The following is a 13,581-nucleotide window of genomic DNA, read 5'->3' as shown; positions in this document are numbered from 1 at the left end:
CGAAGATAGGGTTGAGAAATGGATCAACGCGAGACTCCGCTGGGTGAGCGCATCGGTATCGTTCCGGCGCCGGTGCTTCCGGTGCACCGGGACGTCCCGACCTGGCGAGCAGCGACCAGCGACGACATCGACGGTATCTGGCAACTGCGCCGCGCCATGGGTGAAGTCGACCACCCCAACTACCTCACGGCGCGCGGCGCGATCGCCGCAGACTTCGGTTACTCTCATTTTCACCCGGAGCTCGACTCGCTGGTCGGCGTCGACCAGGCTGGCCGCATCGTCGCGGTCGGCATGGTCATGTTCCCGCCTCGCCAGGTGACTCTGGTGCGGTCGATGCCGATCGGCGGGGTGCACCCGTCACTGCGCGGCCGCGGCATCGGCCGCCAACTCCTGGCCTGGCAGCTGGGCCGGGCCAAGCAGCAGCTCGCGTCGTCGACCCAGGCGCTGCCCGGTTGGATCCTCACCTACGCCGACGAACGCTCACCGCAGAACGCGGCCTTGTTCGAGCGGGGTGGCCTGACCCTCGAGCGCTACTTTCTCACTCTCGAGCGACCGCTGGATGCCCCGGTGCGCGTCGTCGACGCGGCCGACGGCATCCGCATCGCCGTCTATGCCCCCGCTGCCGCGACCGAAGTGCACGCCGCCCGCGACGATGCGTTCATGGACCACTGGGGCAGCCAGCCGATGAGCGACGAGAACTGGAACGCCTTCGTCGGCGGACAGTGGTTTCGCCCCGACCTCTCGTTTGTGGCCTACGGCACCGATTCGACCGGAACCGAACGGGTCGTCGGCTTCGTCCTGTCGACCGCGAACGAGAACGTCTGGGCCACCCAGGGTTTCACCGGCAGCTACATCGATCTGGTCGGTGTTGTGAGCGGATGGCGCGGCCGCCACATCGCGCAATCGTTGCTGGCTGCCCAACTCGCGGCCGGGCAGGCTCTCGGGCATGAGCGGGTGACGCTCGCGGTCGATTCGGCCAGCCCCACCGGCGCCCTCGGCCTCTACACCGGCATGGGTTTTGTGCCCACGCACCGCAAGCTGGCCTACACGCTCGAGTTCTAACGCTGGCCGCGTTCGGGGTTGCGTGGATAGGGTGAGGCATGACCGTTCCCACGACTCCGCTCTCTGCGCGCGTGACTGCGCTCTCGTCGCTGCCTGTTCCCGACCATGCCGATGTCGCCCTGTGGCGGCCGGCGACGGCCGCCGATACCGACGCCATCTGGCAGCTCGAATTAGCGATCGGCCGCGTCGACCACCCCAACTACGTTCGTGAGCGCGATGACGTGAGCGAGGCATTCACCTTCTCCTTCATTGACGTCGACGCCGACACGCTCGTCGCTTTCGACGCTGACGGGCGCCTCGTTGCCCACGGTCTCGTGCTGCTCCAGCCAGGGCAGGAGACGCTGGTGAAATCCAACCTCGGCGGTGGGGTACTGCCCGAAATGCGCGGCCGCGGCATCGGTCGCCAACTGCTGAACTGGCAGGTAGCCCGCGGTAAACAGCAACTAGCGACGTCCGACAAGCTGCTGCCCGGCTGGATCTCCACGTCCTGTGACGAGCGTGCCCCACAGAACGTCAGTCTCTACGAACGATTCGATCTAGCGTGCACTCGAAACTTCCTTTCGCTCGACCGCATGCTCGTCGACCCGATTCGTGAATTCGTGCTGGCCGCGGGCATCCGTCTGGCTGGTTATACGCCGGAGCTCTCGAACGCCGTGCACGCCGCACGCGACGCGGCATTCAGGGACCACTGGTCCAGCCAGCCGATTCCCGACGAAAGCTGGAACTCCTACGTGACCGGCCCCTCTTTCGTCAACGAGCTGTCGTTCGTTGCGTTCGGAACAGAACCCGACGGCAGTGAGCACGTCGTCGGTTTCATCATGTCGAGCGTCAACGAACAGGACTGGGCGGCGGCCGGCTACCGCAGCAGCTATATCGGGCTCGTCGGCGTGCTGAGCGGATGGCGCGGCCGGCACATCGCGCAGGCCCTGTTATCGGCGCAGCTGGCCGCCAGCCGCGCCGCCGGGCACGAGCGCGCCACCCTCGATGTGGACTCGGCGAGCCCGACCGGTGCGCTCGACCTGTACACGGGCATGGGCTTTTTCGCCACCAACCGGGAGCTCGCCTACGTGCTCGAGTTCTGATTCTCAGCGGTACGGCGGCGAACTGGGCGCGTCGGGGCCGCGCATTAACCAGCTGTTGTCGGGCAGCGGCGGCACCGCCGCGAGACGCTCCAGCGCGGCATGCACCTCGTCGGCGTAGACCTGCCCGCCGGTTGGCCCCGGATGCACGTGATCGCCGGCCAGCAGGTCGAGTCGCCCCGCGATCGCGTCGTGCCAGTTCGCGAGCTCGACCCGACGATTGCCGGCAGCGAAATCAGCGAGCTGTGCGTTGACCGCGGCGGTCCAGTCGCGTTCGGCGTAGGCGTTCACGAGCACGAGCCGCCGGTCGGGCCCGAGAATGCGCAGAATCTCAGTGAGTTCATCGGTCGTGATCGGCCCGTTGGTGCCGAGGCCGATCACCACAACCGGCTTTAACTGGCCCGCCGCCGCGAGGGCCGCCAATATGTCGTCTGCGGAATACATCGCGCGGGAGACCGACGCGTCAACGGTCATTCCCGCAAAGGTGGCCTGCAACTCCGGAGCCGAGGCCAGCATGACCGAGTCGCCGATGGCGGTGATCGGGCTCTCGGCCAGGGCAGGGGCCACTGCGGCTTGGCGGGCCGCCTCGGTGGCCGCAGCCTGCGCGGCGACCCGCGCCGCAGCATCCATTGCCCGCTGACCCCGTTCGATGCGCAGTTGCGCCGAGGTCTGCGCCGGCGCTGCGACGACGGCGGCCGTGGTGCCGCCGACCAGCAGCAGCGATAAGGCGGCCGTCGCCGCAACCAAGCGGCGGCGACGGGTAGGCCCGGTCCACTGCGCACCAATTCGACGGATACTGGCGCGCACGCCGATCCGCCGGATCGGCACTTCCAGCCAGCGGTAGGACACGCCCGCCAGCACCACGGTGATGACCGAGGCGAGCAGACCGATCGGCAGCAGGCTGCCGGCCGGGGACGACGCCGGCCAGAGCAGCTGGATCAGCACGAGCACCGGCCAGTGCCACAGGTAGATGCCGTAGGAGCGCTCACCGAGGTAGCGGAGCGGCGCTGCATCGAGCAGTCGCCCGAACCGGCCACCGCGCACTCCCGCCCAGATGGCGACGGCGGTGGCCAGGGACACGGCGACGAGGCCGCCGCGGTAGGTTATGGTGCCGTTTTCCGGCAGCCAGAGGGCGAAGGCGATGATCGCCAGAATCGCGCCGCCGCCGAGCCATGGACGTATCCGGGGCAGTTCGTTGCGCTGCCCGCTCGGGCGGCGGAGCAGCAGGGCGAGGGCGGCGCCCGCGAATAAGCCGAAACTGTGTGTGTCCGAGCCGTAGTACACCCGGGTGGGGTCGGTGCCGGGCTGGTAGAGCACACCCATCCACAGGGCCGAGGCGACGAACAGTGTGGTGACGATGGCGAGTCGCACGCGGGGACGGCGAACCAGCAGGACGGCCATCAGGAGCAGCGGCCAGACCAGGTAGAACTGCTCTTCCACGGCAAGGGACCAGAGGTTGCGCAGCAGTTCGGGTTCGCTGAGGCTGAAATAGCTGGCGTCGGTTGCGATCGACACCCAGTTGTAGCCGAAAGTGCTGGCCCCGAGCAGTTGCCCGCCGAGACCCACGAGCACGTCGCCGCCAATGAGAAACGCGATGGTGCAGCAGATCAGGACGACCGGAATGAGTGGGGGTATCAGTCGACGGGCGCGCCGTTGCCAGAACCGACGCAGGGAGATATGCCCGGTGTGAGTGTGCTCGGAAACAAGCAGACCGGTGATCAGAAAACCGCTGATGACGAAGAAAACGTCGACGCCGATGAAGCCGCCCGGCAGCATCGCCGGAAAGAAATGATAGAGCGCGACGGCGATGACGGCGAGGGCGCGCAGGCCGTCGAGGCCGGCCAGTCGACCCCTGCTCGGGGCGTTTTTCGGCCCCAGGACCGGTGTGTTCGCGGGGCCGATTGCGGACAATGCTGACCGAGTCCTCCCGGTGAACGGGAACAACAGCGGGGAACGAGTCATGGGCAACACAGCGTTTCTTGGCACTCTTTATGGGGGTAGACCATAGGCCGGAGTCAACGATAACCCGAGCGCGCCGCCTAGGCTTACCCTCGTGAATCTTTTCGTGCCCCGCGCCGCGAACGCAGCGCTCGGCTCCACGCGCATCCGCCTCGACCTCGCCTACGATGGCACCGATTTCACCGGTTGGGCCCGGCAGCCTGGCTTTCGCACCGTTCAGGCCGACATCGAAAATGGGCTCGCGGGCATTCTGCAAAGCTTTCCTCCGCATCCCACCCTCATCGTCGCCGGCCGCACGGATGCCGGGGTGCACGCCCGCGGGCAGGTTGCCCACTTCGACCTCACTGCCGAGCAAGCCCACTCCCTCGTGCGCATCCAGCGGGGCACCGGTAACCGCCCGCCGGTCGACCTCGGCACCGCCGTGCTGCGCCGCCTCGGCGGCATCCTCGTCACCAAGCCCGACATCGTGCTGCGCCGCGCCACGGTCGTGCCCGGCGGCTTCGACGCCCGGTTCTCGGCCATGTGGCGTCGCTACGAATATCGCATCGCGGACCCCCTGGCCCTGCACGACCCGCAGCAGCGCCTGCGCACGACCTGGCACCCGTTCAAATTGGACCTCGCCGCGATGGACGCCGCAGCGGCGACATTGGTGGGCCTGCACGACTTCGCCGCATACTGCAAGCCGCGCCCGGGAGCTACGACCATTCGAACCGTTCAGGACTTTCGCTGGTACCGCGACGACGATGGACTGATCATCGCCAGTATCAAAGCGGATGCCTTCTGCCACAGTATGGTGCGCGCCATGGTCGGTGCCTGCGTGGCAGTGGGGGAGGGGCGCCTCGACGGTAGTACCCTCGCCCACCTGCACTTCGACAAACACCGCATCAGCGAGTTCAAGGTAATGCAGGCGCACGGCCTCACGCTCATTGATGTCGGTTACCCCGATGACGCTTCCCTCGCGCAGCGTGCCATCGACACGCGCAACCGTCGGTCACTGCCGACCAGTGCCCAAGTTGCGCCCACGGTCGGGGCCGACTATGGTTGACCCTTGGTGTTTGTGCGTTGCAGCGCGGCACCCGAACGTGAGCCCTCCATCGACAGTGTTCTCCTCACGAGAACACACCCGGAGCGGGATTCACGAACACCTCCGTTCGAAAAAAAAGAAAGCAGCACAACAGTGACGCGCACTTACACCCCCAAGGCAAGCGAACTCCAGCACGACTGGGTCGTCATCGATGCCACCGATATCGTTCTCGGACGTCTGGCCAGCCACGCGGCAATCCTGCTGCGCGGCAAGCACAAGGCCACCTTCTCCCCGCACATGGACGGTGGCGACTTCGTCATCATCGTCAACGCTGAGAAGGTCGCCCTCACCGGCAAGAAGCTCGACCTGAAGATCGCGTACCGCCACTCCGGTTACCCGGGCGGCCTCACGGCGACCAACTACTCCGAGATGCTCGAGAAGCACCCGACCCGCGCGGTTGAAAAAGCGATTCGCGGCATGCTGCCGAAGAACTCGCTCGGTCGCGCCCAGCTCACCAAGCTGAAGGTATACGCCGGCCCTGAGCACCCGCACTCCGCTCAGCAGCCCACGCCGTACACCCTCAGCCAGGTCGCGCAGTAGCGCCGGCAACCAGACCTCTCGACTCTTAGATAAAAAGGATTCCCATCATCGTGGCGAAGATCGCAGACCAGATTGACCAGGCTCCGGAGAGCTACTCCACCGAGACCCCGGCCGAAACCGTAACCAAGGTGCCCCGCGCCGTCCTCAACGTTCCCGGCGCAGCCGTTGGCCGTCGCAAGCAGGCTATCGCCCGCGTGCGCATCGTCCCCGGCTCCGGAACGATCGTTGTGAACGGCCGCGAGTTCGCCGACTACTTCCCGAACAAGCTGCACCAGCAGCTCGTCAACGACCCGTTCAAGGTGCTCGACCTGCTCGGCTCGTACGATGTCATCGCCCGCATCACCGGTGGTGGCCCGTCCGGCCAGGCCGGCGCACTTCGCCTCGGCATCGCACGCTGCTTGAACCTGATCGACGAAGAAAACAACCGCGCCATCCTCAAGAAGAACGGCTTCCTCAGCCGCGACGCGCGAGTCAAGGAGCGTAAGAAGGCTGGACTCAAGAAGGCCCGTAAGGCACCTCAGTTCAGCAAGCGCTAACCCGAAAGCCGACGACGATATGACTCGTCTGTTCGGCACGGACGGCGTTCGGGGCCTGGCCAACCGTGATCTCACGGCTGGCCTGGCCCTCAGCCTTGCCCAAGCCAGCGCCGCAGTGCTGACCAAGGGTCGTCGTGCCCAAGCACGCCTCGAAGCGGGCCGCCGTCCCGTGGCAGTGGTCGCTCGTGACCCGCGAATTTCCGGTGAATTTCTCAACGCTGCTGTCGCGGCCGGTTTGGCTTCCAGCGGCGTCGACGTCCTTGACGCCGGGGTCATCCCAACACCCGCCGCAGCTTTTCTGATCAACGACATCGGTGCCGATTTCGGTGTGATGATTTCTGCCTCCCATAACGCGGCGCCCGACAACGGCATCAAGATCTTCGCCTATGGCGGAACCAAACTTCCCGACGACGTCGAGGACCGCATCGAGTCCTATATCGGTCGCGACACGCTGATGCCGATCGCCGGCGACGTGGGGCGCATCCGTCGTTTTGCTGACGCTGAAGACCGCTACGTGGTACACCTGCTCACGACTCTGCCGCACCGCCTCGATGGCATCCACGTCGTGCTGGACTGCGCCCACGGCGCAGCCGCCGGCGTGTCGCCGCAGGTGTTCACGGATGCGGGTGCTCGCCTCACCGTGATCGGCGCCGACCCTGACGGTCTCAATATCAACGACGGCGTGGGCTCGACCCACCTCGACAACCTCGCCCGAGCCGTGCTCGAACACGGTGCCGACGTCGGTATTGCGCACGACGGCGACGCCGACCGGTGCCTCGCGGTGGACCGCGACGGCAACATTGTCGACGGCGACCAGATCATGGCGATCCTCGCCGTGTCGATGGCCGAACGCGGAGTGCTGAAAGACCGCACACTCGTGGCGACCGTCATGAGCAACCTCGGCTTGCGGAAGGCCATGGCGGCCAACGACATCACCGTGGTGCAGACCAAGGTCGGCGACCGCTACGTGCTCGAAGAACTCAACGCCCACGGGTATTCCCTCGGCGGCGAACAGTCCGGTCACGTCATCATGACCAAGTACGCCACGACGGGCGACGGTATTCTCACCGGGCTTCACCTCGTCGCCGAAATGGCGCGCACCGGTAAGACGCTGGCCGAACTGGCATCCGTTATGACGGTATACCCGCAGATTCTGGTGAACGTGCGTGGTGTCAACCACACGGGTCTCGGCGCCGATGATGTCATCGCCGAGGCCGTACTCGCGGCCGAAGCCGAACTCGGCGACACCGGTCGTGTGCTCCTGCGCCCCTCCGGTACCGAGCCGATGGTGCGGGTCATGGTGGAAGCTGCCGACCAGCCCACGGCGGACCGCCTGGCGCACTCCCTCGCCGACGTGGTGCGGGAGCGCCTGCCCCTCTAGCCCTACCGGCCAGCACTAAGGGACGGGGCCCGGGCCCCGTCCCCGGGCCCAGCCTATAAACTGGGCCCGCGTTCGGGGCCCAGGCCCCGTCCGCTTCCGGTCACTTCCCACGCTTCTTCTGGTCGTCCACGAGCACCGCCACAGTACGGGCAGGCACGGTGACCGTGCCGGACACCCGGTTCCAGGTGGTGGTCTTGACTACGGCATCCGTGCCATTGGCCTGGATGCTACTGAGCCTGTAGGTCATGCCGGCCAGGTCCGCCAGGGTGATGGTCTGCGACTCGGGGCTCGCGTTGAAGATAGTGATCAGCCCGTCCAGCCTGCGATCGACATCCGTGCCGACGGTGTCGTCGATGCGCATCACGATGACACCGGGGATGGCCGTGGGTCCGCTGGCTGGAAAACTCAGCTTCTGCGTGATGAGCGTGGCGTCACCGAGCCGGAAAAGCTCGGTCGACTGCTTGAGCCGGAGCAGGTCCTTGGCCTGGTTCGACGCCGCGGCGATGTCGGCCGGTGTTGGCACGAGTGCCGGGTTCTCCAGCAACGGGCGCTGGATGTCCCACTTGTCCTCGTTGGAGTCCGCCGACGGCAGCCCCACCCCGAAGTTGTTCGTTTGGCCGGTCCAATCGATGCGGTTGAACCAGTCGCCGGCGTTGTAGCTGTCCCGGTCGAGGGACTTCGAGCGCAGCAGGTCGGTTCCGGCATGCCAGAGCGACGGAGCCTGGGACAGGGTCGCGGTGGACAGGGACAGGGTGTTCATCCGCACCCGGTCGGTCATCGAAGAATCGGAGGGCATCTTGAGGGCGAGAAGATCGAAGAGCGTCTCGTTGTCGTGCGCGTCGACGTAGTTGATCACCTCGGCTGGCTGGTCGGCATAGCCGGCCGGCGACCCGTTGTAGTCCAGTTCGTCACCGCGCTTGACGGTTCCGTCGGCGGTCACGAAGCTGAAGTCCCTCAGGTTCGCGGCCAGCCCGAGTCGCACCAGGTCGCTGGCCTGCGTCAGCTTCTCCAGCGCCTGCTCTGGCGTGCCGTTGATGGCCGCGCCGTTCGGGTCGGTGCCGAGACCGGTGCCGAAACCCTGCTGCTGCACGGTGCCGCCATCGACGGGGCTGCCGCCGTGCACGGCGTCACGCAGCCTGTCGTTGAAGGTACCGATGCCGGTGCCGCCGAGCTGACCCTGCTTCGCCTGCTCGAACAGGGCGTTGTCGGCTACCTCGCCGAAGTTCCAGCCCTCGCCGTAGAGGTAGATTGCCTTGCCGTCGACGCCGTCCTTCTTCTCGGTGAGCTGGTTGAGGGCCGCCCGCACCGCGAGCAGGTTGGCCGTGGAGTGGTGGCCCATAAGGTCGAACCGAAATCCGTCGACCTTGTATTCCCGGGCCCAGAGCACGGTCGAGTCGACCATCAGCCGTTCGGCCATCTGGTGTTCGGTGGCCACGTTCTGGCAGCAGGTGGACGTTTCGACCGCACCGAGCGGGTTCAGCCGATGATAGTAACCCGGTACGACGCGATCGAGCACCGATGTGGCGGCCTGGCCGCTGGCGTTCGTGTGGTTGAAGACTTTGTCGAGCACGACCTGCAGGCCGTCCTCGTGTAATGCCCCGACCATGCCGCGGAACTCGGCCACTCGGGCCCCGCCGCGCGGGTTCACCGCGTACGAGCCCTCTGCTGCCTGGAAATGCAGCGGGTCGTACCCCCAGTTGAACCCATCGGTGTCGGCCGTGGCTTGAATGCAGGCCTGCTGCTCGGGCGAGGCCGGACCGAACGATTCGAGGTCGCACGCAGGCGTGGCCTGCGCAGCGCGGTCTTCCTCGATGGTCGCGATGTCGAACGTCGGCAGCAGGTGCACGGTGTTCAGTCCGGCATCCGCCAGCTCGGCCAGGTGCCTGGTACCGGCACTGTCCACATCGAACGCGCCATAGGTGCCGCGCAGAGCTTCGGGCACGGTCTCGTCGGAAATTGAGAAGTCCCGAACGTGCAGCTCGTAGATCGACCGGTCGACGGGGTTGTCGATCGTCGGCGACTCGGCCTTCTCCCACTTCTTCGGCCGGTAATCCTTGTTCGCCAGGTCGACGAACACCGAACGCGTGGAGTTGGTCGTCAGCGCCACCGAGTACGGGTCGGTGACCTGGTTCACTTCGATGGTGCCCGTGCTGGGTGCGAACACCGTCACCTCGAACACGAAGGATGCATCGGCCCAGTCCTTGGCGCCGCTCGCCGCCCAGGTGCCGTCCTTCTGGCGCTTGAGGGTGACCCGCTCGGGTTCGGCGGCATCGCCGGCGGTCCAGACGAGCAGGTCCACCTTCTGAGCCGTCGGCGCCCAAACTGCGACGGTCGGCCGTTTCTTCGACCAGGTGACACCGAGCGTCGTGGAGGCCGCGGCATCCGCGTAGAGGTCGTCGAGCACCCCGGGCAGTTGCACCCCGGTGAGTGCGGTGAGCACCCCGTCGGACCCGGCCTGGCTGACCTGCAGCTGGGTGGTGAGCAGCCGCTCGACGGCGGCGCGGTTCGTGTCGACTGGTCGCAGCACGGCGGAGTTTGCCAGCGCTGGGAACAACGTCTTCTGTGCGTCGGTCAGGCCGGCCGTGTCGTAGACGAGTTCCACGGTATCGCCGCCGGTCACTGCACCGTCTGCGAGCGTGAGCGTGGCGTCGGACGAGGAGTGCAGGGCATAAACCAGGTCGGCGGGGTCGGCGTTGATCGGCAGCAGGTCGCGCGGCCAGGCCAGCGTCTTGTCGTCGATCCAGTGGGCCCGCTGGGCGCCGGTACCGGCCAGTGGTTGGCTTGCGGTCTCAATGGTGAGTACGTGGCTGGCCAGATCGTAGCTGAAGGCGGTCGCTTCTCCGGTTGTCACACTGAAGCCGATGTTGGCCCCGTTCGGCGCGCCGTCCGCGCCGTAGTTCTCGTTCCAGCTGAGATTGTGCGCCACCTTGCCTTCGTAACTGCCGGTCGGCAGGGTGCTGGTGTTCCAGGTGAGGATGCCGTCGCCGTCGACGTCCTGCAGCCACGTGGCGAGGCAGTCGGGTGTCCAATCCGCGGGGCATCCGGCTTCCTCCTGGAAGGAACCGGCGGCCACGACGATCGGGCCCTGCGCGGTGTTCTGGAAAAAGTTGTTGCGGGGGTCGAAGTAGAAGGTGACCGGTCCGCCGGGCGCGGTGAAGGAGACGTTCGAGCCGTTCGGCACGCCACCGGCCCCGTAGTTGACGTCCCAGGAGCCGTTGATCGCGATCTTGTATTCGTAGGTACCGGCCGGCAGATCGAAGGCACCGGCGTAAATGCCGTCGGCGCGCTGGGTGAGCCTGGCTGCCTCGCAGCCGGGCTGCCAGTCGCCCGCACAGCCGATCTCCGAGTCCAGGTCACCGGCCACGGTGACGAGGTCGATGGCGGGCGCCGGGGTGCCCGTTTCGGCCAGGGTAACCGTGTTGCCCACGGATGCGAAGGTGGAGGCGGCCGCGCGCTGGCCCGCGGCATCCGTGGTCACCGCACGGTACTCGACCAAGGTGCCATCGGCCAGACCGGCCGTGTCGTGGAAGACCCGGGGCGTGGTGTCCTCGGCGGTGCCGAGGGAGGTCCAGTCGGGCGAGCCGACAACGCGCCACGCGAAACCGGTCTCGGCCCAGGTTGAGCCGTCCACCATGGCGCCTACGGGTGACACTCCGGATACGCCGGCGCCGGCCATCGGGGCAGCGACCGTGATCGCGGTGGCGGCGGTGGGCGCCGTGACCGTGCGGTCGGCGACGAGCACGACCGACCCCAGCGCGGGTACGGTCACCTCGAGTTCGCCGGTGGCGGTGGCGGTCGCAGCGGCTCCGGCTCCGTACAGCACTGAGAAGGCTGCACTGTCGGTGAGGGTGGGGACGGTGACGGTCTTGACTGCGGCGGAGTTGTTGACGGCGACGAGGTGTTCGATCTTCTCGGTGCGATCGACCCGGCTGAAGGCGTAGACGCCGGCCCCAGTGTCGGCGTAGCGCTCGATCTGGGCGCCGGTGGCCAGGGCCGCGTGCGCTGTGCGGAGCGCGGAGAGCGCACTGATGTGGGTGTACAACGGAGCATCCACATCGAACCTGTCGACCGAACCCGCCGTTTCTCCCGTGATCAACGGCTGGTCGGTGTAGTCGCTGACCTGGCTGGCGAACAGGGACTGGCGGGAGTCCTTGTCGCCGCCGGTGCCGGCGAAGCCCTGCTCGTCGCCGTAGTACACGACGGGCTGGCCGCGAGTGAGGTACATCAGTTCATGGGCGAGCTTGTCGCGTTGCACCGGCGAATCGGAGCTCTTCAGGAACGAGCCGATGCGACCCATGTCGTGGTTGCCGAGGAAGGTCGGCAGGGCGTAGGCGTTGGAATCGGGGGTGGTGTAGCGGTCGTCGCTGGCGTACAGCTGGCTGAGGCCCTTGGCCGAGTTGCCGGCTGCGAAGCTCGTGGCCTGTGACTGGAATCCGAAGTCGAGCACCGAGCTGAGGTCGGTGTCGCGCACGTAGGGGGAGGTCGTAGCGGCATTCGCGTCGTAGACCTCGCCGAACATGAAGAAGTCGGGCTTGCCCTGGGCGTGTGCGTAGTCCCGCACCGCAGTCGACCAGGTCTGCCAGAACTCGAGGTTGACGTGCTTGACGGTGTCGATACGAAAGCCGTCGATGCCGAAGTCGACCCAGGTCTTGTAGATGTCGATGAAGCCGTCCACGACGGCCGGGTTTTCCGTCATCAGGTCGTCGAGGCCGGAGAAGTCGCCGTCGAGGGCGCTTTCTCCCTCGAAGGTCGAGTCACCACGATTGTGATATAGCGTGGGGTCGTTCAGCCAAGCCGGCACCTTGCGGTCGGCGTTGGCCGGGGTCACGGTCGGTGTGTACGGGAAGGACGTGTCGTCCAGCTCGGGAAAATTGTCGGTGCCCGCATAGTCGGCAGGGTCGAAGGCGTCGCCCGCTGCGGTCGAGTACGGGGACGTGGCCTTGTCGATGTAGGCGTACGCCTTCTCCGCGTTGTCGATCAGGTCGGCGGTGTGGTTGGTGATGATGTCGAAATAGACTTTGATACCGCGAGCGTGCGCGTCGGCGATGAGCGCCTCGAGTTCGGCATTGGTGCCCAGGTGCGGATCGATCCGGGTGAAGTCGGTGATCCAGTAGCCGTGGTAACCGGCCGAGGCGTTGGCCCCCTCACCCTGCACCGGGTTGTTCATGAACGATGGGGTGAGCCAGAGGGCGGTGGTGCCGAGCCCTTGAATGTAGTCGAGGGAGGAGCGGAGGCCCGCGAGGTCGCCGCCGTTGTAGAAGCCCTTGTCGGTCGGGTCGAAGCCGGAGACCATCGGGTCGGAGCCGAGACCAGCGGTGTTGTTGCTCGGGTCGCCGTCCTGGAACCGGTCGGTCATCACGAAATAGAACTGCTCGTCGCTGCCGGGCTGGCGAATGGGCTCCGTCGCTAGCGACGCATCAGCTTCTGAGTACGGTCCGGCCAGGGACAGCGCTTGCAGCCCAACCCGTTTCTTGGCGACGTCGAAGCTGAACCGCAGGGTGCTCTCGCCCGCGATGGTCAGCGGGATGTTGTCGGCGCCGCCATCCAGGCCGTAGGTGACGTCCCAGCTGTCGTCGAGGGCTACCTTGTAGTCGTAGCTGCCAGCGGGGAGGGTGAAGTCCGCCGCCCAGATTCCCTCGGTGCCGGTCGGGACCAGTTCGGTGGCCGCGCAGGCTGGCACCCAGTCTTCGCTGCAACCGAGCTCGTTCTGCAGGCTGCCGACGAGGGCCACGGTCGGCGTGGCCGCTGCCGCTGCACCGGGTGCGAAGACGAGACCGGAGGCGAGAATCGCCCCTGAACCGACCATGGCCAGGAATCGGCGTGCGGTGATCTGGCTAGTCAGCATTGACTTCCTTCGTTCGGCGCCGGAAAGCGCAAAGGACAACGGATCAGACGCTACCCCTCATGGGGAACAGACTGCAAGCGTTTGCACGGATTACT

General features: G+C 66.4%; 8 protein-coding genes. 6 read left to right on the top strand and 2 right to left on the bottom strand.

Features of this window, described 5'->3' with window-relative positions; genetic code table 11:
* Positions 1 to 18: 18 nt before the first annotated feature.
* The gene (locus tag E3T27_RS11840; RefSeq protein ID WP_104198449.1) at positions 19 to 1,062 is read left to right on the top strand and encodes a GNAT family N-acetyltransferase; all 1,044 of its coding nucleotides are present in this window, start codon (positions 19 to 21) and stop codon (positions 1,060 to 1,062) included.
* 38 nt (positions 1,063 to 1,100) lie between these two features.
* Positions 1,101 to 2,144 carry a GNAT family N-acetyltransferase gene (locus E3T27_RS11835; RefSeq protein WP_134572947.1) on the top strand — a complete coding sequence of 348 codons (1,044 nt, stop codon included), beginning with the start codon at positions 1,101 to 1,103 and terminating at the stop codon, positions 2,142 to 2,144.
* Between the two features lie 3 nt (positions 2,145 to 2,147).
* Here the strand turns inward: E3T27_RS11835 and E3T27_RS11830 are convergent, their stop codons facing one another.
* The gene (locus E3T27_RS11830; RefSeq protein ID WP_206750167.1) at positions 2,148 to 4,052 is read right to left on the bottom strand and encodes an acyltransferase family protein; all 1,905 of its coding nucleotides are present in this window, start codon (positions 4,050 to 4,052) and stop codon (positions 2,148 to 2,150) included.
* A gap of 142 nt (positions 4,053 to 4,194) precedes the next feature.
* On the opposite strand from E3T27_RS11830, the gene truA reads away from it, so the two are divergent.
* From truA to glmM, 4 genes are all read left to right on the top strand, one after another.
* Positions 4,195 to 5,145, top strand: coding sequence for a tRNA pseudouridine(38-40) synthase TruA (gene truA, locus E3T27_RS11825; RefSeq protein WP_241992231.1), 951 nt, complete (start codon positions 4,195 to 4,197; stop codon positions 5,143 to 5,145).
* A gap of 132 nt (positions 5,146 to 5,277) precedes the next feature.
* Positions 5,278 to 5,724 (top strand): 50S ribosomal protein L13, encoded by a 447-nt coding sequence (gene rplM, locus E3T27_RS11820; protein WP_104083755.1) that lies wholly within the window; start codon positions 5,278 to 5,280, stop codon positions 5,722 to 5,724.
* 50 nt (positions 5,725 to 5,774) lie between these two features.
* Positions 5,775 to 6,260, top strand: coding sequence for a 30S ribosomal protein S9 (gene rpsI, locus E3T27_RS11815; RefSeq protein WP_104198445.1), 486 nt, complete (start codon positions 5,775 to 5,777; stop codon positions 6,258 to 6,260).
* A gap of 19 nt (positions 6,261 to 6,279) precedes the next feature.
* Positions 6,280 to 7,641 (top strand): phosphoglucosamine mutase, encoded by a 1,362-nt coding sequence (glmM, locus tag E3T27_RS11810; protein ID WP_104198444.1) that lies wholly within the window; start codon positions 6,280 to 6,282, stop codon positions 7,639 to 7,641.
* Positions 7,642 to 7,741: 100 nt separating this feature from the next.
* Here the strand turns inward: glmM and pulA are convergent, their stop codons facing one another.
* Positions 7,742 to 13,486, bottom strand: a complete 5,745-nt coding sequence (pulA, locus tag E3T27_RS11805) for a pullulanase-type alpha-1,6-glucosidase (RefSeq protein WP_134572943.1) — start codon at positions 13,484 to 13,486, stop codon at positions 7,742 to 7,744.
* Positions 13,487 to 13,581: the final 95 nt, after the last annotated feature.

Source organism: Cryobacterium lyxosi, assembly GCF_004403345.1.
Taxonomy (GTDB): Bacteria; Actinomycetota; Actinomycetes; order Actinomycetales; family Microbacteriaceae; genus Cryobacterium; species Cryobacterium lyxosi.
This window is presented reverse-complemented; position numbering and strand designations above follow the sequence as displayed.

Coding starts and splice junctions, on each gene's coding strand:
- E3T27_RS11840 (WP_104198449.1), top strand. CDS start 19: ATGGATCAACGCGAGACTCCGCTGGGTGAGCGCATCGGTATCGTTCCG.
- E3T27_RS11835 (WP_134572947.1), top strand. CDS start 1,101: ATGACCGTTCCCACGACTCCGCTCTCTGCGCGCGTGACTGCGCTCTCG.
- glmM (WP_104198444.1), top strand. CDS start 6,280: ATGACTCGTCTGTTCGGCACGGACGGCGTTCGGGGCCTGGCCAACCGT.
- pulA (WP_134572943.1), bottom strand. CDS start 13,486: ATGCTGACTAGCCAGATCACCGCACGCCGATTCCTGGCCATGGTCGGT.